The organism is Moorena sp. SIO3I6 (genome assembly GCF_010672095.1).
The window spans coordinates 1-3,447 of sequence record NZ_JAAHHU010000449.1 but is presented as its reverse complement, the minus strand read 5'-3'; the positions used below and the strand labels follow the sequence as shown (position 1 = coordinate 3,447).

Annotated in this window: 2 protein-coding genes; both read left to right on the top strand. The window is 39.5% G+C overall.

The genetic code is table 11. The features are described from left to right. Positions 1-471 precede the first annotated feature (471 nt). Entirely contained in the window at positions 472-2,178 is a 1,707-nt protein-coding gene (locus tag F6K49_RS37720; protein WP_293105302.1) for a hypothetical protein, read from the top strand. Between the two features lie 93 nt (positions 2,179-2,271). Next, positions 2,272-3,447: DUF1822 family protein (locus tag F6K49_RS37715; RefSeq protein WP_293105298.1), on the top strand; the 1,176-nt coding region annotated here is incomplete at its 3' end.

Below are 3,447 nucleotides of genomic sequence, written 5' to 3'. Positions count from 1 at the left end.
ACCACTGTCAATGCGATCGCTGTTGCTATAGCAGCATCTACAGCATTGCCTCCAGCCCAAAACATTTCCATACCAGCTAGGGTGGCTAGGGATTGGCTAGTGGCTACGGCAAATCGATTACCCATGACTACCCGTCGTCTTGATGGGTAGGGATAATGGGTTAAGTTACCCTTGAGCATAATCTTCGATTATCAAATGTTATGTAGTTATTTTATAGATAAGCTGCATAACCCCTAAGCTTGAGTACTAAGTAAATAATGAGGTTTCCTTCTACTTAGTTAGTTGTTTGACCTATGAATCGATTTAAGTTAGGAGTTAAGGTAAAGCGCTACTAGAAGCTAGGGTAAAGAATCAATGCCTACTAACAACTCAGGTATCAAACCGTTTTCGACATCTATTTATTTAAAAGACCCCCAAGGTGATAGGGGGCTCGAAGCGGTTTTTCAATCTAATTCTAGATTAGAGGGTTTCATGGCACATCTAGTCCAGTCTGAGCCAGACAGGAGCGAAGCCGATTGGGCTGCTTGCTTCTTATATCAGTTGAGACAAGCATCTGGTATTTACCGGATTTTATCCATGACTAATCCTGCGATAGTGGTGATCAGAGCTTATCTATTATTGTTAACCTTATCTGATCAGCTCTTATTCAATTACCTACAGTTTGTTTGTTGGTCTGCATCTCAAGCGATCGCCCATCAGTTGAGTAAATCTCATAATCTTGCGTTACATTATCCTGTAGAGGAATGTTTCATCATTGCTAGTGAAGCAGCCAGCCAGCCAGCTAAACTCCTCAGAGGATTTAATTTTTATGCTAAGTCTTCTATCAATGCCTATGCTTTCAATGCCCTCAAGCGAATTATTAGAAATCAAGTCGCCAAGGAACTCAGGTTAAAATCTATCAAATTTTCTGATTATGGCTTGTTGCGATATTTGGATAAAACCGAACTTGAGCAAGCACTTAATAACTATGGAATCACTAATCAAGATTTCAACTATTATCGTCTGGCTTGGCAATCGTTTAAAGACTACTTTAACGAGATTTATCCTCCCAGCAGCAAGGGAAAGTCTCGCCATCATTCCCCAATTAAATTCCTAAGCCAGCAACAGCTTCAACAAATTGCTATTCGTTACAACCAGCAGTTAAATCGGTTAACTCAAATGGTTAGTTCTGAGTTAAAAATTGCTGATTTTAAGAGGAATAACCCTAAAATAAGTGATTCAGATTGGTTAAGACAAGTAGTACGTTACTCAGCATATGGGCCACGCCCACGCTACGGGAACAGCAATCAGCAATCAGCAATTAGCAATCAGCAATCAGCAATCAGCAATCAACACTCAGCATATGGGCTACGCCCACGCTACGGGAACAGCAATCAGCATATGGGCTACGCCCACGCTACGGGAACAGCAATCAGCACTCAGCACATTGAAGAAATGCTAGCCATTTGCATCCAAGCGGTGCGGATGTCTCAACACAGGAATTCAGTATCCTTAGATGAGTATGGGGAAATTACTGATATAGCATCTAATCCTTTGGAGGTGGTAATCCAAGAGGAAGAAAAGGATGAGTTGAATCAAGTCAGGACTATTATCTTAAGAGAATTTACGGCTTTAGATCAGCTAGCTCAAACATCCCTAAGACTTTGGCTTGGTCTAGGCATCAATCAACAAGATTTTATCGAGCTTTTCGGGTTTAAAAAGCAATATCAAATTGCTCGCCAGTTTCAACGTTATTTTAAACGAATTTTGAAGGCAGTCGTCACCTTTTATTTTCAGGATGCTATGAGCACAACTCTCACCTCTAAAGACATCAAGCAGCGCCTTAATGCAACCACTAAAACTAACTATATTAATAACTATCTAAAAGCTTACTTAAGTGCTGATAGCCAAGAGTTATTTTCTAAAGTTATTTATAAAATTTATGATGAAGATATTGCTAAATCAATGACTATTAATTTTAGTAAGATAGAAAAAAATAAACTAACAAAAATAAACCAGAGTTTACTTGAATTAATTCAACCAAGGTTTGAGGTATTAATTGAAAAAAAAATGTCTATAGAACTGATTGAATTTAGATCAGCTAAACCAGCGATAACTAAATTTATTGAGCGGTGGCTCCAGCAAAATCAGGCACTACTAGAGCAATCTCGATCAGGAAATAGGGCAAAACCAATGTAGCCAAAGTAAAACCTGAAACCTGAAACGTGAAAACACCAAATATCCCAATATCCCAAATACCAATTAACGATTAACCAAAAAGGAGATGAGTCAATGAAATTAAGTTTAGAGGATGTAGCTTTCCTACACCCAGACCAATTGTTGATAGAATTCTCCCCAGAAGAACGAGAACAAGCATGGCACCAAACCCAAGCTCAAGGTTATTCTAATCAAGCTGCTCGTTGGCGAGCGTATCTGAATTGTCTCTGTCTGAATACGTTTTTAAGCTATCTGGACACAGAAGCAAATTTAACAGAAGCAAATTTAACAGAACCAAATTTAACAGAACCAAATTTACTAGAAACAGCACTAGACACAGCACTAAAGAAACCACTAAACAAAGCATTAGTATGGCCAGAGTTGGGGGATTTACCAAGTTTCTGGGAAGTAGTGAATGGTACAGCTGTTGAGCTAAACCAGATGCGACTGGTATTAATTCCTAGTGAAGAAATCAAGTTTACAGCGTTGCGAGTACCGCGAGAGTGGGTTGATATTCCTGAGTGGGCTAGTCATTATTATGTGGCGATGCAACTGAATTTAGAAGAATGCTGGTTACAGGTGTCGGGATACACAACTTATCAACAGTTACGTGATCATGGTAACTATGACATCATCGATGAAACCTACGCTGTGGATGCGGTAGATTTAATTGAAGATTTGAATGTGATGTGGGTAACGGAGGAACTTGCTCCTAGTCCCAAACTGGTGGTAAAGCCAATGGCAAGATTATCCTGTGATGAAGCAACAACGTTAATCAAGCAATTGAGCCAGGAAACTCCTTATTCTCCGAGGCTAGATATTCCTTTTGCTAAGTGGCAGGCACTGGTATCAAATTCTAGATGGCGCAAGGAATTATATAAACAACGTTCCCTAGTTTACTCTCGTAAGCCATCTATAACCTTACTCTCATGGCTGGATAATTTCCTGGAGGCTGGTTGGCAAACTGTTGAGGAAATTCGAGCACGTAATGGTGAGCCTAATTTAAGCTTAGCTTACCGGTCTCAACCGACTCGTTTGAAGGATCGTTTTAACGATAATTCTTCAGCATCTTCCCCTTTTTCTGAAAATATCCCTGAAGCTGTGACCGCAATTATTAAACTATTAAAAACCAATAGCAGTAAAGATACTAACTTACCCGCTATAGAATTATTGGGTGAAATTGGTCATAGTAACTTAGAGGCGATCGCATTGCTTGCTGAGATGATCAATACTACTGACGATCATGACTTA

Excerpts from the sequence above, each read along its gene's own strand:
- F6K49_RS37720 (WP_293105302.1), top strand. The coding sequence starts at position 472 with ATGGCACATCTAGTCCAGTCTGAGCCAGACAGGAGCGAAGCCGATTGG.